Raw genomic sequence first — 18,115 nt, 5'->3', positions numbered from 1 at the left:
TGGTCGCACGGGCCGGCGCGTCGTCATGACGCGACGGCGATGGCCGATGCAATTCTCCACCGCGGCCCCGACGATGGCGGGCTGTGGTACGATGACATGGCGGGTATTGCGCTGTCGCATCGTCGTTTATCCATCATCGATCTTTCCGCCGCGGGCCATCAACCGATGGCGTCACCTTGCGGACGCTATATTCTTAGCTTCAACGGTGAAATCTACAATCACCGCGACTTGCGGCAATTGCTCGAAGCCAACGGCCAGATCGAATGGGCGGGCCAGTCGGACACCGAAACGCTCGTCCACGCGATCGCGCATTGGGGGCTGGCGGCGACGCTGACCCGATCGGTCGGCATGTTCGCGCTGGCGCTGTGGGATCGGCACGAGCGGAGCCTGTCGCTCGCGCGCGACCGGATCGGCGAGAAGCCGCTTTATTATGGCTGGTCCGACCGCGCGATCCTGTTCGGGTCCGAACTAAAGGCGATCCGCGCCGCGGCGGGGTTCACCGCGCGCACCGACGCAGACGCGCTGGCGCTGTATCTGCGCCACAACAGCGTTCCCGCGCCATGGTCGATCCTGGAGCAGGTGTACAAGGTCGAACCCGGGGTGATCCTGGCGCTCGATTCGCGCGCGCTCGATTGCCCGCCAGCGACTCCCCCAAGCGCAGCAGGCGCGGCGACCCGCGGGGTGCGCTGCACCCGCTATTGGTCGCTTGGGGATAGCGTCACGGCGGGTTCCGACCCGGCGATGACCGCGTCGCAGGCGGTCGAACAGCTCGCGGCCCGGCTGCGCACCGCGATCGCGGGGCAGATGATCGCCGACGTTCCGGTCGGCGCCTTCCTGTCGGGCGGCATCGATTCTTCGACGATCGTCGCGTTGATGCGCGAGGCGACGTCGGCACGGGTGCGAACCTTCACGATCGGCTTTGCCGAAACGGGCTATGACGAAGCGCCGCATGCGCGCGCGGTGGCGCGGCATCTGGGCACAGAGCACCATGAAACGGTGGTGGGATCGGAAGATGTCCGCGCGGTCATCGCGGCGTTGCCGACGATCTACGACGAGCCCTTCGCCGATTCGTCGCAGCTGCCCACCGTGCTGCTGAGCCGAATCACCCGCGGGACGGTGACGGTCGCGCTGTCGGGCGACGGCGGCGACGAGCTGTTCTGCGGCTATAATCGCTATTTGATGTCGCGCCGCTTCTGGGACCGGATCGCGCTGATCCCGCGACCGCTTCGCGCGGCGATCGGGCGCGGGATCACGACCATCGCACCGGGCCGCTGGGACAAGCTGGCGCAGCTGCCGATGTTGCCCGCCATTCCGATGCTGGGCGACAAGCTGCACAAGGCCGCGCGGATGCTCGGCACCGGGCTCGACACCCAGGCGATCTATCGCGCGTCGAGCGAGGAATGGATGTCGGGGCTGCCATTGGCAGGCGCCAGCCGCGCGTATCCGATGCTCGCGCTGCCCGACATCGCCCACACCCCCGAAGAGCGGATGATGCACTGGGATATGCTCGGCTATCTCCCCAATGATATCCTTACCAAGGTCGATCGCGCGAGCATGGCGGCGGGGCTCGAGACGCGCGTTCCGTTTCTCGACCACCATGTCGTCGAACAGGCGTGGCGCACCCCGCTGGCGTTCAAGAAGCGCGACGGCCAGGGAAAATGGCTGCTGCGGCAGGTGCTGTATCGCCACGTTCCCCCCGCGCTGATCGATCGCCCCAAGGCAGGGTTCGCGGTGCCGATCGGCGCATGGCTTCGCGGGCCGCTGCGCGATTGGGCCGAGGAATTGCTGCGCCACGACAAGTTGCGGCTCGATCCACTGCTCGATGCCGGCCCGATCCGGCAGCGCTGGGAAGCGCATCTGCGCGGGACGCAGGACTGGACCGCGTCGTTATGGGGCGTGCTGATGTACCGGTCCTGGGCGAATTACTGGTCCGATTCCCGGGCCGATTCATGCTGATCTACTGGCTGATGTTCGGCTTCCCGGCGGTGATGACGCTGGTCGAGCAAGCCGATCACCGCAAACGGCAACGGTTCGGTTTTACCTGGGGAGCCGCGCTGCTGGGACTGGTGGTGCTGATCGGCTTTCGATGGGAGACCGGCGGCGACTGGGCGAATTATGTCCGGATGGTCGAGCACGCCTTTTGGGATCCGGCCAAGCTGCAGCCGCTCGGCGACCCCGCCTTTGCCGTGTTGACGGTGATCGCGGCGCGATCGGACCTCGGCATGTTGCTGATCACGGCGGTCAGCGGGACGGTGATGGCGCTGGCACTCACCCATTTCTGCCTCGCGCAGCCGCGGCCCTGGCTCTGCATGGCGGTGGCGATCCCCTATCTCGTCGTGGTCATGGGGATGGGATATATTCGGCAGGGGATGGCGATCTCGTTCCTGATGATGGGGCTCACATCGCTACGCGACGGCCATGTGCTGCGCTATTCAGCCTGGGTGCTGGTCGGATCGCTCTTCCATACCACCGCCTTGATCCTGCTGCCGCTGGGGGCGCTGGTCACCAATCGCAACATCGTCCTGCGCGTGGCGCTGGCGCTGACGATGCTCGCGGCGCTGAGCTATGCGATCATCGCCGCGCGCGCCGAGACGTTCCTGACCAACTATGTCGAGGCGGGGATGGAATCGTCGGGCGCCGCGATCCGGCTGTTCATGACCGCGCTGCCCGGCGTCTTGCTGCTGGCGTTCCGCGATCGCTTCGCGCTCGAGGGCGCCGAGCGCAGCGTCTGGTCGGCGCTTTCCGGCGCGGCGATCGCGTCGTTCGCGCTGTTGTTCGTTTCGCAGTCCTCGACGGTGGTCGACCGACTGGGGCTCTATTTGCTGCCGCTGCAATGCTTCGTCTATGCCCGCGCGCCCGCCGCCTTTGCGAGCGACCAGCGCGGCGAGCGGCTGATTACGGTCGCAATCGTGGCGCTGTACGCCGCTGCATTTTTCGTGTGGCTCAACTATTCGGTGAACATCGAATATTGGCTGCCCTATCGCTCCTATTTCTTCGAGGACGCGATATGCCTGCAATGCTGACCTAGTCGCGGCGATGGCAAAAATCCTGCTATCGGTGAATGCCGCGTGGAACATCGTCAATTTCCGTGCGGCCCTGGTGCGCGCGCTGATCGCCGACGGGCACGAGCTGGTCGCCGCGGTGGTCGACGATGGGCACCTCGCGCAGGTCGAATCGCTTGGGGTCCGCACGATCGCGCTGCCAATGGCGCCGCGCGGGGTGTCGCCGGTCGCCGATGCGATCCTGTTGTGGCGCTATGTCGCGCTGATGCGGCGCGAACGCCCCGGTGCGTTTCTGGGCTGGACGATCAAGCCCAACATCTATGGCGGGCTGGCAGCGGGGCTGACGGGGGTGCCGGCCATCAACAATATTTCGGGGCTAGGCACCGCGTTCATCCGCAGCAACTGGCTCACCCGGCTGGTGCGGCGGCTGTACCGCGCGGGTCTGCGTCGATCATCGACAGTCTTCTTCCAGAACCGGCACGATCGCGACCTGTTCGTCGAGTATCGGATCGTCGACCCAGGCAAAGCCGAACTCCTTCCCGGATCGGGCATCGACGTCGATCATTTCGATCCCGCGCGCTTCGACCCGCCGCCCGCGCCCCCCTTTCGCTTCCTGCTGATCGCGCGCTTGATCCGCGACAAGGGGGTGCTTGAATATGTCGAGGCCGCGCGATCGGTGCAGGCGGCCCACCCTGATGTCGCTTGCGAGATCATGGGGTTCCTCGACGTCGTGAATCCGACCGCGATTTCCCGCGCGACGGTTGAGGGCTGGGTCAGCGAGGGCGTGATCGCCTATCGCGGCGCGAGCCCCGACGTCCGCCCCGCGATCGCCGCCGCCGATTGCATCGTCCTGCCCTCGTACCGCGAGGGGATGTCGCACGTGCTGCTCGAAGCCGCGGCGATGGCCAAGCCCGCGATCACCACGCGGGTGCCCGGCTGCGCCGATATCGTGCGCGACGGGGTGACGGGGCTGCTATGCGAGCCGCGAAGCGCCGCCGATCTTGCGACCAAGATGCGCGCGATGATCGCGCTGTCGCAACCAGAGCGCGAAATGATGGGAAATGCCGCGCGGACGCTTGTGACGGCGTCGTTTTCCGAAGGCGAGGTGATACGCCTTTATCGTGATGCCATCGCGCGGTCCCTGCGTCAGTAGTGCAACCACTTTGGTTCTATCGACAGCCATCCTTCAAGCTACGGCAGATGCGACTTGATTTAACACTATATTTGCAGTTTCTTCCCGGTTGTTGTCTCCGCGATTCGCCTACGGTCCCAGTCGTGGCGCGGCAGCGTGATGCGTCGATGTAGCGTCGGGCTTACTCAACCTCAGCTGTCTTCAGCCAGTAATGAGGCGATCCAATAGCGCCAGGGGGGCCGGTGACCGATCGCAGCGACTTTCGAATCGTCGTGATCGGTCTAGGCTATGTGGGCCTGCCACTCGCCGTTCAGCTGGCGAAATACTTTTGCACCACGGGCGTTGATATCGATCCGAGCCGCATCGCCGAACTGCGCGCAGGGAGCGATCGTACCGGTGAAGTCGATGCCGAAGCGCTCGCCCGGTCCTCGATCGAGTTGACCGAGGACCCCGACCGATGCGCGCCTGCCGACATCTACATCGTCACCGTCCCCACCCCGGTCGATGCCGACAATTACCCCGACCTTGCCCCGGTGCGCGCTGCGACCACGATGGTCGCGCGGATGATCGATCCGGCGCGGCAGCCGATCATCGTTTATGAGAGCACCGTCTATCCGGGGGTCACCGAGGATATCTGCGGCCCGCTGATCGAGACGGTGTCGGGGCTGACGCGTGGGCGCGACTTTTTCCTCGGCTACTCACCCGAGCGGGTCAATCCGGGCGACCGCGAACATGGCGTCGATCGGATCATCAAGGTGGTGGCGGGCGAGAGCCCAGAGGTCACCCAGCGGCTGTGCGCGGTCTATGACCGGGTTACCAGCGCGGGCACCTTCGCCGCCGCCTCGATCCGCGCGGCCGAAGCCGCCAAGGTCATCGAAAACGCGCAGCGCGACATCAACATCGCCTTCATCAACGAAGTGTCGCAGATCGTCGCCAAGCTCGACCTGTCGATCTGGGACGTGCTTGCCGCCGCGGGGACCAAGTGGAATTTCCTGCCGTTCCAGCCGGGGCTGGTCGGCGGTCACTGCATCGGCGTCGACCCCTATTATCTCAGCCACTGCGCCGAAAGCCTGGGCCACCGCCCCGAAGTCATCCTGGCGGGCCGCCACACCAATGACGGCATGGGCCAGTGGGTCGCCGACCGGCTATCGGCCGCGATCGTCGGTCCCGGTCATGCGCTGATCCTGGGCCTGACCTTCAAGGAGAATGTCGCAGACCTTCGCAACAGCAAGGTGATCGACGTCATCACGCGGCTGCGCAGCCACGGTCACCAGGTCGACGTCCACGATCCACGCGCCGACCCCGCCGCCGCCACACACGAATATGGGCTGACGCTGATCCAGGTACTGCCCGATGCGCCGCGATACGACATCGTCCTGCTCGCCGTCGCACACGACGCCTATCGCGCGCTGCCCGCCGAACGCTTCGCCGCGATGCTGATCCCCGGCGGCATTTTCGGCGACCTCAAGAACATCGTCCCCCCCTCGCCGGCATTCGACCATGTACGACGCTGGCGCCTTTAGGCGGGTGCACCACGCGCCCATCCGGGGGCGGATCTGGCAGCGGCGCGACCTGCAGCTGGGCGGCGGCGTGCTGGTCGCGGTGCTCGTGCCCTGCGCGATCGCCGTGTTGATCGAGCCCGCGTTGTTGGCGCTGGGCCTCTTCGGTGCATCAGTTCTGGGCAGCCTTTGCGCAGTTTGCCTCGGCTTCTGGCTGTTCAGCAACATGGTTGCCTTTCCCGGCATCCGCGCGAGCTATTATGTCTTGCCGGTCTTCGCATCGACCTTCGCTGCAGTGTTCGCGATCTTTTTCCTGCTCCGGCTCGATTACAGCCGGCCGCTGCTGATCGCCGGCTTTCTGCTGTCGGTGACATGGTATTATGTCGTCTATTTCATGATCCAGCGGCAGCAGCGGCTGAACATCGCGGTGGTGCCGATGGGGGGCGTCGACAGCCTGTATCCGATCGACAGCATCTGCTGGACGCGGCTCGACCATCCGGTATTCCCGCGCCACTGCACGACGCTGACCGCCGATTTCGACCATGACCTGCCCCCCGAATGGGAACGCTTCCTCGCCGAATGTGCGCTCGCGGGGATATCGGTGGTGCATTACAAGCAGCTCCGCCAGTCGCTGACCGGCCAGGTCCAGATGGAGCGATTATCCGAAAACGCCTTCGGGTCGCTGATGCCCAACGCCACCTACCTCACGGTCAAGCAGCTCGCCGACGCCTTGATTGCGCTCATGTTGTTACCGCTGGTGCTGCCGGTCCTGCTGCTGATCGCGGGCGCGGTGAAGGCTGATACGCCCGGCCCGGTATTTTTTCGCCAGAACCGCATCGGCTATCGCGGGCGAGTGTTCAGCGTGTGGAAGTTCCGCACGATGCACGCCGCGCACCCGTCCTGTGGTCGTCCCGAACACGGCGCGATGACCGCGCCCGACGATCCGCGTATCACCCGATTGGGGCGCCATTTGCGGCGAACGCGGATCGATGAGGTCCCGCAAATCTTCAATATCCTGCGCGGCGAGATGAGCTGGATTGGTCCGCGCCCCGAGGCCGAGATATTGTCGCAATGGTATGAGCGCGAAATCCCCTTCTATCGCTATCGTCACATCGTCCGCCCCGGGGTGTCGGGATGGGCGCAAGTGAATCAGGGGCATGTCACCAGCATCGACGATGTCTTGAAGAAGCTCAGCTACGACTTCTTCTACATCAGCCGCTTCAGCTTCTGGCTCGACATGCTGATCGTGGTGCGGACGCTCAAGACGATCGTGACCGGCTTCGGTTCGCGCTGAGCTGCGCGCGGCGGACGCGGCGCACAACTAACAGCGGTACGCGAAGGAGCGGATACAGGAACACGAAGCCGCGCGGCAGTGCAAGCATGCCGACATCCTCGCCCGACACCAGCACCCGCCGCACGATCGCGAGCATGTTGCCAAAGCGCGGTGCGATCAGCAGCTTGGCGGCGAACTCGGCCCACCCGCGATAGCGCGTCGTCGACAATTCGCGCGTACCCCCGCCCGCGGTGATGACGCAGATCGCGATTCGGTTCAGCAGCGCGACCCGCCGCGATCGGTAGGCGAAGCCGGAGGGCAGCGGGGTGCCGAGCAGCTGGTGGGCGAGCAGCAGCGCCGACGCAGCCGCGCGCGCGCTGCCCGCCGCCCGCGCGTGCCGCCAGTAACGCGCCCCACCGTCGGGCGCCGCCGCCAGCATCGCGGCGATGTCGGCGAGCCATTTGAGCCGCGCCCAGGCGTGCGCCGCGCCATGCGTGCAAAGATAGACGAACAGATCGTCATCCCCGAGTGCCATCAGCGTGCGGCCCTCGATCTCGACCGGCTGCCAGCTCGGCGGGGGTGGCAGTTCGCGACGTACTAGGTCGTCCGAGAGCCGCCAGTGCAGCTCGACCACCAGCCCGCTGTCCCGATGGCGATGGATGCTGTCCTTGGCCGCCCATTGGTACAAAGGCGGGATCGCGTCATCGAGCAGGCGGCGCGGGGTCACCCGATCGAACCCCATCTTTTCGAGCATCCGCCAGCTGCGAGACACATCATCTGGCGCGACCGCCAGGTCGATATCGACCGATTCGCGGACCCCGATCGTGGCGTAAAACCTTTGCGCGAGGGTGCTGCCCTTGAGCACCAGCACCGCCACCCCGACGCGGTGCAGCGCGTCGTGCAGCGCCAACGCGGTCTGCGCCTGCCGCAGCGCTGCAAATCCGCGCTTGCGCGCGACCGCAGCGACCCTTGGCGGAACCGCCACCCCCGCTGCCGACACCGCCTGGGCGACCAGCCCGGCCACGCCATGCCGCAGGGTGATCGCCAACAGTCGATCGCAATCGGCGGCCTGCGCGAGCGACCGAATCGCGGGGTGATACGCGGCGACCGGTGGCCGGGCGATGCATATCCGCACCAGCAGGAACGCGAGCGTATCGGCGCCCGGCACCGGCGCCAAACCGGTGGCAATGGTCGCCCGCGAATCGGCGAGATCGCTTGATTCGCCGATCATGTTCGCCGACCATCGATGTTCGGACGGGAGATTGGCATGGGGGCAGCATGACCGAAGCGATGGTGGCGATCGAGCGGTTCGCACCGTGCGTCGGCCAGGCGTTCAGCATCGGCGACGCGCCCGACGGGCCGGCGCTGAAGCTGGTTGAGGCCAGCCCGCTTACCGCTCACGGCAATGCCGTCCGCGCGCCCTTCGTGCTGCTTTTCCAATCGGCGCATGTGCCGATGCTGCAGCAGGCGTCGTACCGCCTGGCAAACCCGACCGCGGGGACGCTCGACATCTTTCTGGTCCCGGTTGGCAGGGATGCCGCGGGCACGCTGTACGAGGCGGTCTTCAACTGAGCGCGCCGGCGGCCGCCCGGGCGGGTCGCACCATCCGGTACCGAATGCCGTCGGTTTGGGTCACGACGAATCCCAGCCGGCGATATAGCCGCAGCGCCGCGCTCGCCTGCTCGACGCTGAGACCAACGGGTTTGGCAGCGCCGTCGGCCGATGCCAGGAGCCCCGCCAATATCGCCGTTCCCAGACCTTTGCCGCGTTCGGCGGGGAGCAAGGCGAGATCGACGATCTGCAGCCGGTCGGGCGCATCCTGCAGATATAGCCGTCCTACCGGGCTTCGGTCGCGCTCGATGATCCAGAAACGACACCCCGCGATGCGGGTGCGGAAATGCTGCCGCTGCGCCGCGAACTGCTGCGTGACGAACGCCGCCTTTTGCACGTCGCTCCAGCCGATCACCCGCGCCAGTTCGTCGGCACGGGTCGATTCGTATAGGGTGCGCAGGAACGGCGCATCGGCGTCGCACTCCTCGCGCCACCGATAACCTTGTTGGGTCCATCGCGCCGGCAACGGCCGTGGATACGCAATCGACATCACGACCTCTAGTTGCGACTGGGAAAGATCCCTTGCACCGCGATGACGAAATTGAGCGCCAGAAAGGGCTGACGATTCTCGTGCGGCTGGTTCCCGCCCGTCGGCGCGACCGCCAGCGGCGACATGTTGCCGATCGGTGCCGTCGCATCGCTATACGCAAATCCGGGCGCCGAGGCGCCGAACATCGTGTTGTTGGCGGGTGTGCCGACGTTCTGGTCGGGGTTAGCCGGGTTCAGCGTCGCTCCCGTCAGCGTGTGGACGTGCATCGGGATTTCCGACTGGATGAGCGTCACCGCGGCCTGACCTGCCGATTCGCCGACCGAGCGCATCGTCAAGCTGGGCCCCTGCCCCGCCCCGATTGGGGTAGATGCTTGGAAGTCGGGCAAGGCGAAGGTGTTGACACCATCGCCGCCGAAATTGGTGCCGAGGATCGCGAACAACGCAGTATATTGGCGTATCGGCAACAATTGCCCTGCGCAGGTCATGAAATTGCGCGGCGCGAAGGGGAACCCTACGATCTTGATTTCGCCTACGAACGGTTCGGACATGATGGTGCCTCCGCAATCTGGTGTCGGCCTGACTTGGGCTTAGTTTCGGCTCGGGAAGATGCCCACGGTAGCCATGATGTAATTGATCGCCACGAAGGGCATCATATTGTCGTGCGGCTGGTTGCCGCCGTTGGGCGTGATCGCTGCGGTGTCCATCGGCGACGGTACCAGCGCGCTGGTGCCGTTGCGCGAAACGTAGAGCGAGGGCTTCACGACGCCACCGGTGGGCGTCGCCGCGACCGCGTCGATAGGGCCCGTCAGCGTGCTTGGACTGGTCGAGGCGAGCACCGGGTGGGCGTGCGGCGCCATCGTTTGCGGGGTGATCGTCACATCTTCGGTGCCGACCGCTTCGCCAAGGCTGTAGTTCGACAGGCCGAGCCCCTGCCCCTGGCTGATCGGCACGCGCCCGCGCAGATCGGGCACCGCGAAGGTCTGGACCCCATCCCCGCCATAGGCGGTGCCCAGCAAGGTATAGAGTACATCGTTCTGGCCGATATCGAGTAGCCGACCGTCGCACAACACCCAGCCGTTGGGCGCAAAGGTCCCGGCAAACAGGCGAACCTCGCCAATAAATGCGTCGCTCATATCCCACCCCCACCCTGATTGCGTCGATCGGCGCTCAATTGCGCGACGGATAAACCCCGTTGGTTGCGATGCAGAAATTCATCGCCAGCGAGGGTTGAAGATTGGCATGCGGCGCGCCGCCGCCGCTCGATTGCATCGACGCGGGATCCATCGGAACCAGCGCCTCGGCCGGTCCGAAGAAATCGACGACGGTCGAGGTATCGCTGCCGAAATAGTTATTTGCCACGGTCCGCCTGGTCGCGGGGCCGTTGACCGCGACCATCATGTGCGTGTGCGCCGGCAGCGTCGGGATCGTCAACGAAACCGTCTCGGCGCCGCCGGCGCTACCCTGCGGCAGCGTCGATGCAAATCCCATCGGAACGCTCGATCGCAAATCGGGTAGCTTGAACGTGATCCGGCCATCGCCGCCATACATCACGCCAAGTAACGAAAATAGCGCACTGTATTGCGCGATCGGCAAGAGCTGACCGTTGCATGCTAGATAGCCCCGCGGAACGAACCCGAATCCGAACAGCTTTATCTCGGCTAGAAACGGTTCTGACATATACGGTGCCCCCACCTAGGTAGATCGGCTTACCCGATCGAACTGTTCGTTTTCACACTGTAGAAAATACGGACGCAATTTCAATATGAAAATCGATTCGCCAAATAGTGGGGTTCATATTACTTTGGAGACCAGTGTAGCGCGCGTTGGCTTCCATACTGCGCGAGCGTTCGTTTGCATTACATTGTCGAGATGTGCCATATCGACGAAGAATTGCATGATCCCAGACGCGGGAGGGAGCTGTGGCGGTGACGCACGAGGATAGCAAAATGACCGATGACCTTATGAAGTCGGGCCCGAGCGAGGCTGCGATGGATGGTCGGCGCCCTTGGTCGACCCCGACCGTCATCGTTTCGGATATCGCTCAATCGGGCGCGGGGGTCACCTTCGCCACCGACGGCACCTCGACCGGCGGGTATCAATACGGCTCCTGATGCGCGAATTCTGACCAGTTACCGATTGGCGCGGTCGAACCACGCGATGAACCGCGCGGTGACGATCGCGTGCATCGCAATGTGCAGACGGCGGCGATTCTTGGGGCTGCGAGCATCGGCACCCGCAATCATCGAATCAAGCCGGTCGAAATCAACATAGCGCTGCGTTTCGGCATCTTGCCTTAGCTGGTCGAGCGCAGCTGGCGCGTGCGTCGCGGCCATTTCGAATAACTCGGGTTCCTGCGCGTCGTTGCCCGGGCCGCTTTGCAGCAGCCGCGCCGGCAGCCGATCGGCGAAGGCGGTGCGCGCGAGCGGGCGCTCGAGCCCGTCGCGAAACTGGAGGCGTTCGGGGATCGCCAGGCCGAACTCGACGACGCGGCGGTCGTGGAACGGGCGCGTGAGATCGAGCCCGAGCGCGGCGGCCTGAACCGCCGGTGAGGGCGGCGCTTGCGACACGCGCCGGAGCAGATGCACCGCACGCTCACGCCAGCGATGCGCAGCGGGGATCGGTTGGCGCAACCGCGAGGGGTCGATCGCGCCTGCGTCGAACAGTGGCTGTGCGAACCCAGCTACTACCGCGCGGTCGCGCAGGACAGACCGGCCACCGCGCCGCCAGGCCTGTTGCCACGCGATCAGCCGCAGCGGGATCAAGGCGGGCGCGATATCGTGGCGCAGCATCTGTCCGAGCGTTCGCCCGGTCGCACGCCGGCGCGCGCGGCATTCGCGAGCGAAGCGCCGCAGCTCGCCGCGGCGTAGGATATGACCGAGCATCCACGGCGCGCGCGAATTGACGGTATAGTCGCCGCCATGCCCGTCCATCGCCAGCCGCACGCCGCGCGCCGCGACCAAGGCGAACAGCTTGTGCCGGACATCGGCGCCCGCGGCATTGTCGGTGGCGGCGAAATTGGCCTCGAGCGCGTCGAAGATGCTGTCCTCGCCGCGGTGATAGGCCAGGATGTCGAGATCGGCACGGTCGGAGAACGCCTCCACCGCCTCACGCGCGTCGCGCACCTGGATCTCGACGCCTTCGGACGCGAGCGCGGCGGCGGCGACCAGCCTTCGCCCGCGCGCCGCGGCGATCGGCCCCGCCACCGCAGCGATCGTGCCGCTGTCGAACCCGCCGCTGAAGAGCAGCCCGGAGGGCGCAATCAGCCGGCGGACGCGGCAGGCGATCGCCTCCTCGATCACCGCGCGATACGTACGCAGATAATAGGCGTCGTCGCGATCGAGGTGCACCGGGTCGGCGTGCGGTTGCCAATAGCTGCGCACCGACCGACCGCCGTCGGCGGCAAGCGTCATCGCGGTGCCGCCGGGAAGCGCCTCGATCCCGTCGTACAGCGTCGCCCAGGGCGCAGGGTCGATCGGGAACAGCAACCGCCGGCCGATGCCGACCTCGCTCAGCCGGCGGGGGACGCCGTCGACGCACCACAATGCTTTCACTTCGCTCGCGAAGACCAGGCAGTCGGCGCTCAAGTGAAAGAACAACCCGCGCTGCCCCATCGGATCGCGCACCAGCAGCAGCGCGGCGCGGCGCCGGTCCCAGACCACGAAGGCATAGTCGCCGATCAGGTGATCCACGCAATCCTCGCCCCAATGCAAGTACGCGGCGAGCAATAGCGCGCTGTCGGGCAGCGTCGGCAGCGCGTCGGGCGCGAGCCCGACCGCGGCGGCGACTGTCTCGCGATTGTCGAGCCGGATATCGGCGACGAGCAATACGCCGGTCGATGGATCGCGCAGCGGCTGCGCTTCATAGCGGTCCTCGACATTCACCTGCATCAGGTGATGGCCAAAGCCGATCGAATCGAGCGCCAGAGTCTCGCGGCCATCGGGGCCGCGATGCGCCAGCGCCGCGCTCATCCGTTCGACCGCCACGGCATCGACCGGCGCCCCATCGAAGCGGACGATGCCATAGATCGCACTCACTGCAGCGCCAACCCGTCAGCCCGGCGGTTCGCAGCGGACGACGCCTTGCGCCGCGAGTTGGTCTAGGAAGAGCGCCACTTCGGCGGCGCAGGTTTCGCGGGTCACGACGAATTCGGATTCGAGCCGGTCGCAAATCGCGACGCTGTCCGGGCAGCCGTCGAGCAATTCCCAAATCCGCGCGCCGACTTCGCTCAGCCCCAGATACAGGCCGCGCTCGACACTCATCATCAACACCTCGGTGCCTACCCGAGCCGCCAGCCAGCCATCCTGCTTGTGCACGATCATGATCGAGTCCCCAGCCCCGCCGGCAACCCTAGGACGACTACACCCCCGCCTCAAGACGAAGTCGATCGAGATGGGCGATCTTATTATCCAGATACTTCGTCGCGGCGGAACGGATGGCAGCGCTTGCTTCGCACTGCTTGGCTGCTGCGTCGTTGGAAAAGCGCGCCGCGGGCGATTTGGCATCGCGCAGCGCCGCCGCCGCCATTGCAGCTTGCTCGTCGGGATCGAGCGTCACGCCGAAATGCGGGAGGATGCGCGTGGGTACCGCTTCGGGCAGGTCGCCATAGGCAATCAACGCGCCACCCCCCAGCGCATGATACGCGAGCACCGCGTCGCATATCCGTGCGAGCACCCGCGCGGTATAGACGGCGGCGCCGAGCAAATGGCCGTCGGGCATGCCGAACAGGTTGCCCATCATTCCCGGCACCGTCTGCGACCCCGGCATCCGCTGATGCGAAACGAGGATTTCGACCGGATCGCGGTAGAGAAAGACCCATGGCGTATCGGGAAAGGCGTGGCGCAGCAGCGGCAGCGCCAGCGGGTGCCAACTGTCGAGCTTGAGGAAATAGTGCCGTCGATTACCGAAACGGTCGCGCCCCAATGCCGCCGCCATCGCCCGCACGAGCAGCACCCGCTGCGCCAAGGAGATAGCGGGCTGGCGTTCGAGCAATTGTACCAGCGCATCGAACGGCGGCGCTTCGGACACCACGACATGCCGCGGCGAGGCGGCGAGCATCTGCGCCACCAACGTCGATCCGCAGCGCGACAGATGGAAGACCAGGCCGCTCGGCGGGGCCAACGCACCACCGGGCGCGCCATCGGCGAGCGTGACCAGTGGCGTGCGCACGCGCAGCCAGCGATTGAACGGACGCCGGCGCGCAGCACGAAGCGAGTCCTCGAAGAACGGCGCGGTCAGCGGTGAGTCGCCGAAATGCAGCCATTCGACGCCTGCCCCCTCGGGTCCGGGGACGATCGCGGTGGGCAGCCAGTCGCCCACAGGCCAAGCAATCTGGGTGAACCGCGAAGGCGCGAAGCGGGCAAGCCCGACCGGATCGGGCCGGACCGCATCGACCGCAGCGTCGTGGTCGAACGCGATCCCCAGCGATCCGGCCAGTTCGCCGAGCGCCGCGACGAAAGCATCGCGATCGTCGATCGCCACCAACCGCGCTTGCAGCGCGGCGCTGTCGAGGACTGCCTGGCGAAGGCGATCGATCGGCGGGTCGGCGTGCGACATTTCCCGTCTTCCCCCAAAGCGTTGCAACGCATAGCTTTGCACTCGCCATGCCGCCTGTCATCCGCCTTCCGCTCGCGTTCGACGTCGCCCGGCTGCGCGCCGATCTCGACCGGCTGCGCGCCAGCGACTGGGCCGCGCATATGGTGAAGCAAAATTATCGCGGCGACTGGGACGTGCTGCCGCTGCGCATCGTCAAGGGCGCGACGCATCCGGTGATGATGATCTACGCCGATCCGACCGCGGCCGCGTTCGAAGACGGCCCGCTATTGGCCACCACCCCCTATCTGCGCGAGGTGCTCGCGGCGTTCGCCTGCCCGTTGCAGACGGTGCGGCTGATGCGGCTGTCGGCGGGGTCGGCGATCAAGGAGCATCGCGACCATGATCTCGACGCGGCGCAGGGAATGGCGCGGATCCACGTGCCGATCACCACCAATGACGCGGTCGATTTCCGGCTGAACGGCACCCGCGTGGTGATGCCCGAAGGCAGCGCCTGGTATCTGCGGCTCGCCGATCCGCACAGCGTGGTAAACGCCGGCGACACCGATCGCGTCCATCTGGTGATCGATTGCGAGGTGAACGACTGGCTGCGCGATCAGCTTCGCGCCGGATCCTGATCCCCGCCGACCAGGCAGCCGATTTCGGTGAGCGCCGGGTCGACCGGAAAGCCGGTGACCCCGACCCCTCCGGCATCGAGCCAGACATGCCCCTCGCCCAGCGCCTCGCCCACGCGCATCGTCCCGAAATGGATCACGCTGCTGATCCCGCGCCGCTCGAGCATCGCCCGCGCCGCGAGCGCCTGTTGCAGGCATTTGGTGCGGAACGGCAGATGCGGCGCGATCGCGGCGATTGCCCAGCGCACTTGGCGGATGCCGATGCGCTGCGCGTCGAGCGGCGGCGGCTGCACCGCGCGCGGATCGTCGGGCGCGACCAACTGCCCCGTCGCGGCGGCGACCTCGGCAAACGAGCGACGGGCAAGTGCCAGCCGCGCCGTCGTGAGCGCGGCCACCGCTTCGAGCGCGAGCAGCTGGTTGCGCGGCCCCATCCGCAGCGCGGTCCACAGCCGAGCGCTGGTCATGCGGGGGGCGGGTCGGCGTGATAGCCCAGCCGCTGCATCATCGCGTGATGGTCGCGCTCGATCGCCCGCCGCTGGCCCGTGCTGAGCTCGTCGCGCCAGCCGTCGGCGCGCCCGCGCCGGAAGAAGGCGCGATCCACCCGCGACGGCGGCGCCTCGCGAAACCCCTTTTCGCGTTCCTGCGCCGTCAGCGCGTCGAACCGCGCGAATTCGACCGCGCGCGCGATGGTGTCGCGATCGGCGGCGACCCCGGCAAAGTCGAGCGCGGCGGCAAGCCGTGCGGCGGGATCGGCGTGCATGTCCTCATAGCGGACGCAGTGGACGGGCAATTCGGCCTGATCGAGCCAGCTGGCGTGAAAGGCGCTCCACCCGAGCAAGCGCTGGCGCAATTGGCGGTGGAGCCGGTCGTCGCGCCCGCAAAATGCCGAGGTGCGGCTGCCCATGAAGCCGATCGTATCGTCGATCGATCGCGCCTCGTGATGCGCCAGCGACGCCGCGACCGCGCGCGGATCGCGCACGATCAGGATCGCGCCTGCCGCGGCAGCGGCGCCCCCCAGCAACGGCACGCCGTCGTCGCCGATGGTCCAGCCATCATGCGTCTTGATGAAATGCACCCCGCCGATGCCCTCGCCCGCGTCTTCCTCGTCGGGGTCACGCCAAGCGTGCATCGCCCCCGATCGATAGACCATCGGTCGCATTCGGTCGCATTCGTCGTGCGTCAGCAACGCGGAGGGAAACAGCATCGCCGAATCGAACATCGCGCGCCCGCTCGCGATTCCGCCGCGCGACGGCAGCGCGTTGATGTCGGCGGGTTCGGATCGCCCCAGATTAGCGATGAGCATCCGAAACCAGGTGTTGCCCGATTTTGGATAGGACGCGAGCCAGATCGTCCGTTTCACCAGACCGACTCGGCCAGGCCGATCGTCCGCCAATGCGCCTTCAGGCTATCGAGGACGTCGGTGAAATCGGCGAAATCCAGCCGCCGCGTCAGCGTGAAGACGCCGCCCGGCCGCGCGCCCGCCAGCAGCGCGGCGGCGCGGAAATACAGGTCCTGCTGGCGCATCCGCTCGACCAGGCTGGGTCGATAGGCGTTGCGGCCCACCAGCATCGCGCCATCGACGATGTTGGGCTGGACGATGCCGGGAAGCTGCGGCGGCCGCGCCTCGCGCAGCACATACACCGCGCGCACCGGCAGCGGCGCGGTGACCGCGGCTTGCGGCTCGACATGGAATTTACGCAATTTGGCACGCACCGGGTCGGCGCGTTGCGCCTCGAGCGACAGGCTGGCGATCGCATTATCCCACAGTTTCAACTGGCGCCCGTCGGGATGGACCATCGCGCCGCGATCGGGATCGATCGTGATCGCGCAGAAATCGTCGGCGAGCAGCGCATGGCCCGCCCCCACCAGCCCCGCCGCCAGCGTCGACTTGCCCGCCCCCGACGGGCCGCAGAACAACGCCGCACCATCGCCAACGCGGACCGCGCTGGCGTGCAGCACGATCCGCCCGCGCTGGTGCAGCAGAATGCCGAAACCGGTACCGCCGACGAAGGGCGCGGCATCGCGCGCATCGCCGCCGTCGAGCGCGTAGCGTATCTCGCGCCGCGCGCTGATCGCCATGCGGACGATCCCGGGCACCGCGAGCAGGAACCGCTCGTCGGCCATCTGCCAATTGGGCCCCGCAGCAATGCTGCCCTCGGGCAGCGTCGTCGGCACGTCGCCTTCGCGAATCACGATGTCGGCGGGCTCGCAGGGGTCGCCGGCGATCAGCCCCGGCAGCGCCAGGTCGCTCGATACGCTCAATCCCGAAACGCGATAAGCGAACATCCCAGCCCCCCGGCGCGTCATCCACGCGCCTAGGGATGCCGGGTCGCGGCTCGCACCGCAAGGCTCGTACCCGGCGCGGCGCGGTGATAGCCTGTGTTCGCGGCAAGGATGGGGTGCGATGACGGAAGCCGATGAGCATCTCGTGGCGCGGATCGCCGCGTTTCTCGATACGATCGGCATCGCGCTTGTGGCAGGCGAGATCGAGCGCGACACCTTCCTGCCGGCGATGACGATCCGGAGCGGCGCGGTGGTGTACGATCCGCAGCGGCTGACGAACCCCGGCGACCTGCTCCACGAAGCGGGGCATGTTGCGCTGACCGAACCCCATCTGCGCGCGACGCTGTGCGAGGTATCGACCAGTCCCGCCGAGGAAATGGGGGCGATCGCCTGGTCCTATGCGGCCGCGGTGCGGATCGGGATCGATCCCGCGCTGGTGTTCCACGCCGACGGCTATCGCGGTGGCGGCAACTGGATCGCCGACGCGTTCGCGGCGGGCACGCCGATCGGGCTGCCGATGCTGCAATGGCTGGGCATGGCGGCGGGCGCCGATGCCGCCGAAGCGCAAGCACGCTATCCGCAGATGCTGCGCTGGCTTCGCTGACGCACCGCCCTCCCCCGCTTGCTCTGCGCGCAAATAGCGGTATGACGCGGGTTCGCG

At 66.6% G+C, this 18,115-nt stretch carries 19 protein-coding genes and 1 pseudogene; 9 read left to right on the top strand and 11 right to left on the bottom strand.

Annotated elements, in window-relative coordinates:
• The first annotated feature begins 39 nt into the window (after positions 1 to 39).
• The 5 genes from asnB to NMP03_RS15025 all read left to right on the top strand — a co-directional run bounded on the left by asnB (position 40) and on the right by NMP03_RS15025 (position 6,927).
• A complete protein-coding gene (gene asnB, locus NMP03_RS15045) occupies positions 40 to 1,956 on the top strand; it encodes an asparagine synthase (glutamine-hydrolyzing) (RefSeq protein ID WP_256506297.1) in 1,917 nt (638 codons plus the stop codon).
• A complete protein-coding gene (locus NMP03_RS15040) occupies positions 1,950 to 3,023 on the top strand; it encodes an EpsG family protein (RefSeq protein WP_256506296.1) in 1,074 nt (357 codons plus the stop codon). Before asnB ends, NMP03_RS15040 begins: the two co-directional genes overlap by 7 nt.
• Positions 3,024 to 3,036: 13 nt before the next feature.
• Positions 3,037 to 4,155 (top strand): glycosyltransferase family 4 protein, encoded by a 1,119-nt coding sequence (locus tag NMP03_RS15035; protein WP_256506295.1) that lies wholly within the window; start codon positions 3,037 to 3,039, stop codon positions 4,153 to 4,155.
• Positions 4,156 to 4,376: 221 nt separating this feature from the next.
• Positions 4,377 to 5,657 (top strand): nucleotide sugar dehydrogenase, encoded by a 1,281-nt coding sequence (locus NMP03_RS15030; protein ID WP_256506294.1) that lies wholly within the window; start codon positions 4,377 to 4,379, stop codon positions 5,655 to 5,657.
• A 4-nt stretch (positions 5,658 to 5,661) separates the two neighbouring features.
• Positions 5,662 to 6,927, top strand: a complete 1,266-nt coding sequence (locus NMP03_RS15025; protein ID WP_256506293.1) for a sugar transferase — start codon at positions 5,662 to 5,664, stop codon at positions 6,925 to 6,927.
• On the opposite strand, the gene NMP03_RS15020 is transcribed toward NMP03_RS15025, so the two are convergent.
• Positions 6,893 to 8,137: a nucleotidyltransferase family protein gene (locus tag NMP03_RS15020; RefSeq protein ID WP_256506292.1), complete on the bottom strand. Its 1,245-nt coding sequence runs from the start codon at positions 8,135 to 8,137 to the stop codon at positions 6,893 to 6,895. The two genes, NMP03_RS15025 and NMP03_RS15020, sit on opposite strands and share 35 nt — an antisense overlap.
• A gap of 47 nt (positions 8,138 to 8,184) precedes the next feature.
• Between NMP03_RS15020 and NMP03_RS15015 the strand changes: the two genes are divergently transcribed.
• Positions 8,185 to 8,478, top strand: coding sequence for a DUF6916 family protein (locus NMP03_RS15015; RefSeq protein ID WP_256506291.1), 294 nt, complete (start codon positions 8,185 to 8,187; stop codon positions 8,476 to 8,478).
• Here the strand turns inward: NMP03_RS15015 and NMP03_RS15010 are convergent.
• From NMP03_RS15010 to NMP03_RS14995, 4 genes are read right to left on the bottom strand one after another with little or no spacing between them, the layout of a single operon-like run.
• Positions 8,471 to 8,983: a GNAT family N-acetyltransferase gene (locus NMP03_RS15010; RefSeq protein WP_256506290.1), complete on the bottom strand. Its 513-nt coding sequence runs from the start codon at positions 8,981 to 8,983 to the stop codon at positions 8,471 to 8,473. The two genes, NMP03_RS15015 and NMP03_RS15010, sit on opposite strands and share 8 nt — an antisense overlap.
• 32 nt (positions 8,984 to 9,015) lie before the next feature.
• A complete protein-coding gene (locus NMP03_RS15005) occupies positions 9,016 to 9,555 on the bottom strand; it encodes a phage tail protein (protein ID WP_256506289.1) in 540 nt (179 codons plus the stop codon).
• A gap of 39 nt (positions 9,556 to 9,594) precedes the next feature.
• Entirely contained in the window at positions 9,595 to 10,140 is a 546-nt protein-coding gene (locus tag NMP03_RS15000) for a phage tail protein (protein ID WP_256506288.1), read from the bottom strand.
• A 34-nt stretch (positions 10,141 to 10,174) separates the two neighbouring features.
• A complete protein-coding gene (locus NMP03_RS14995; RefSeq protein ID WP_256506287.1) occupies positions 10,175 to 10,684 on the bottom strand; it encodes a phage tail protein in 510 nt (169 codons plus the stop codon).
• A gap of 269 nt (positions 10,685 to 10,953) precedes the next feature.
• Between NMP03_RS14995 and NMP03_RS14990 the strand changes: the two genes are divergently transcribed.
• Positions 10,954 to 11,118: a hypothetical protein gene (locus tag NMP03_RS14990; protein ID WP_256506286.1), complete on the top strand. Its 165-nt coding sequence runs from the start codon at positions 10,954 to 10,956 to the stop codon at positions 11,116 to 11,118.
• A gap of 18 nt (positions 11,119 to 11,136) precedes the next feature.
• Here NMP03_RS14990 and NMP03_RS14985 read toward each other — a convergent pair whose 3' ends face one another.
• The 3 genes from NMP03_RS14985 to NMP03_RS14975 are packed head-to-tail and all read right to left on the bottom strand — an operon-like array spanning position 11,137 to position 14,560.
• The gene (locus tag NMP03_RS14985) at positions 11,137 to 13,041 is read right to left on the bottom strand and encodes an asparagine synthase-related protein (protein ID WP_256506285.1); all 1,905 of its coding nucleotides are present in this window, start codon (positions 13,039 to 13,041) and stop codon (positions 11,137 to 11,139) included.
• A gap of 15 nt (positions 13,042 to 13,056) precedes the next feature.
• The gene (locus NMP03_RS14980) at positions 13,057 to 13,326 is read right to left on the bottom strand and encodes a PqqD family protein (RefSeq protein WP_256506284.1); all 270 of its coding nucleotides are present in this window, start codon (positions 13,324 to 13,326) and stop codon (positions 13,057 to 13,059) included.
• A gap of 37 nt (positions 13,327 to 13,363) precedes the next feature.
• Positions 13,364 to 14,560, bottom strand: coding sequence for a sulfotransferase (locus NMP03_RS14975; RefSeq protein ID WP_256506283.1), 1,197 nt, complete (start codon positions 14,558 to 14,560; stop codon positions 13,364 to 13,366).
• A 47-nt stretch (positions 14,561 to 14,607) separates the two neighbouring features.
• Here NMP03_RS14975 and NMP03_RS14970 point away from each other — a divergent pair, with 47 nt between their 5' ends.
• Complete coding sequence (locus tag NMP03_RS14970) at positions 14,608 to 15,174, top strand: aspartyl/asparaginyl beta-hydroxylase domain-containing protein (RefSeq protein ID WP_256506282.1); 567 nt, start codon at positions 14,608 to 14,610, stop codon at positions 15,172 to 15,174.
• Here the strand turns inward: NMP03_RS14970 and NMP03_RS14965 are convergent.
• The 3 genes and pseudogenes from NMP03_RS14965 to NMP03_RS16240 form a co-directional block, all read right to left on the bottom strand.
• Complete coding sequence (locus tag NMP03_RS14965) at positions 15,153 to 15,635, bottom strand: lasso peptide biosynthesis B2 protein (protein WP_256506281.1); 483 nt, start codon at positions 15,633 to 15,635, stop codon at positions 15,153 to 15,155. The two genes, NMP03_RS14970 and NMP03_RS14965, sit on opposite strands and share 22 nt — an antisense overlap.
• Positions 15,632 to 16,531: a sulfotransferase domain-containing protein gene (locus NMP03_RS14960; protein ID WP_256506280.1), complete on the bottom strand. Its 900-nt coding sequence runs from the start codon at positions 16,529 to 16,531 to the stop codon at positions 15,632 to 15,634. The genes NMP03_RS14965 and NMP03_RS14960 overlap by 4 nt, the downstream gene beginning before the upstream one ends.
• 500 nt (positions 16,532 to 17,031) lie before the next feature.
• Positions 17,032 to 17,139: pseudogene (locus tag NMP03_RS16240) on the bottom strand (serine kinase); the annotation flags it as partial.
• A gap of 436 nt (positions 17,140 to 17,575) precedes the next feature.
• On the opposite strand from NMP03_RS16240, the gene NMP03_RS14950 reads away from it, so the two are divergent.
• Entirely contained in the window at positions 17,576 to 18,058 is a 483-nt protein-coding gene (locus NMP03_RS14950) for a hypothetical protein (protein ID WP_256506278.1), read from the top strand.
• Positions 18,059 to 18,115: the final 57 nt, after the last annotated feature.

It is taken from the genome of Sphingomonas qomolangmaensis (genome assembly GCF_024496245.1).
Classification (GTDB): Bacteria; Pseudomonadota; Alphaproteobacteria; order Sphingomonadales; family Sphingomonadaceae; genus Sphingomonas; species Sphingomonas qomolangmaensis.
The sequence above is the reverse complement of the archived record's forward strand: the minus strand, read 5'-3'. Positions and strand labels throughout refer to the sequence as shown.

Coding starts and splice junctions, on each gene's coding strand:
- NMP03_RS14975 (WP_256506283.1), bottom strand. CDS start 14,560: ATGTCGCACGCCGACCCGCCGATCGATCGCCTTCGCCAGGCAGTCCTC.
- NMP03_RS14995 (WP_256506287.1), bottom strand. CDS start 10,684: ATGTCAGAACCGTTTCTAGCCGAGATAAAGCTGTTCGGATTCGGGTTC.
- NMP03_RS15035 (WP_256506295.1), top strand. CDS start 3,037: ATGGCAAAAATCCTGCTATCGGTGAATGCCGCGTGGAACATCGTCAAT.
- NMP03_RS14980 (WP_256506284.1), bottom strand. CDS start 13,326: ATGATCGTGCACAAGCAGGATGGCTGGCTGGCGGCTCGGGTAGGCACC.
- NMP03_RS14950 (WP_256506278.1), top strand. CDS start 17,576: ATGACGGAAGCCGATGAGCATCTCGTGGCGCGGATCGCCGCGTTTCTC.
- NMP03_RS15005 (WP_256506289.1), bottom strand. CDS start 9,555: ATGTCCGAACCGTTCGTAGGCGAAATCAAGATCGTAGGGTTCCCCTTC.
- NMP03_RS14970 (WP_256506282.1), top strand. CDS start 14,608: ATGCCGCCTGTCATCCGCCTTCCGCTCGCGTTCGACGTCGCCCGGCTG.
- NMP03_RS15000 (WP_256506288.1), bottom strand. CDS start 10,140: ATGAGCGACGCATTTATTGGCGAGGTTCGCCTGTTTGCCGGGACCTTT.
- NMP03_RS15015 (WP_256506291.1), top strand. CDS start 8,185: ATGACCGAAGCGATGGTGGCGATCGAGCGGTTCGCACCGTGCGTCGGC.
- NMP03_RS15020 (WP_256506292.1), bottom strand. CDS start 8,137: ATGATCGGCGAATCAAGCGATCTCGCCGATTCGCGGGCGACCATTGCC.
- NMP03_RS14990 (WP_256506286.1), top strand. CDS start 10,954: ATGACCGATGACCTTATGAAGTCGGGCCCGAGCGAGGCTGCGATGGAT.
- NMP03_RS15040 (WP_256506296.1), top strand. CDS start 1,950: ATGCTGATCTACTGGCTGATGTTCGGCTTCCCGGCGGTGATGACGCTG.
- NMP03_RS14965 (WP_256506281.1), bottom strand. CDS start 15,635: ATGACCAGCGCTCGGCTGTGGACCGCGCTGCGGATGGGGCCGCGCAAC.
- asnB (WP_256506297.1), top strand. CDS start 40: ATGGCCGATGCAATTCTCCACCGCGGCCCCGACGATGGCGGGCTGTGG.